Consider the following 249-nt stretch of genomic DNA (forward strand, 5'->3'; position numbering starts at 1 on the left):
GGTGCAGCGCGACGGCGGAGGAGGAGCAGGCCGTGTCCACCGACACCGCCGGGCCCTCGAAGCCGAGGGTGTACGCGATACGGCCGGACACGACGCTCATGGTGGTGCCCGTGAGGTGGTAGCCCTCGAGTTCCGGGACCATCGTGGCGTGGTAGCCCGAGGCGACGGTGCCGCAGAAGACACCGGTGTTGCTGCCGCGCAGCGAGGTCAGGTCGATACCGGCGTCCTCGAACGCCTCCCACGACGCCT

1 protein-coding gene is annotated in these 249 nt (G+C 70.3%); it reads right to left on the reverse strand.

Annotated features, from left to right (window positions below; genetic code table 11):
• The coding region (locus tag IH00_RS38650; protein WP_039947920.1) for a beta-ketoacyl synthase N-terminal-like domain-containing protein at nt 1-249 on the reverse strand (249 nt) is incomplete at both ends.

Origin of the sequence: Streptomyces sp. NRRL S-118, assembly GCF_000716335.1 — a bacterium.
Lineage (GTDB): Bacteria > Actinomycetota > Actinomycetes > Streptomycetales > Streptomycetaceae > Streptomyces.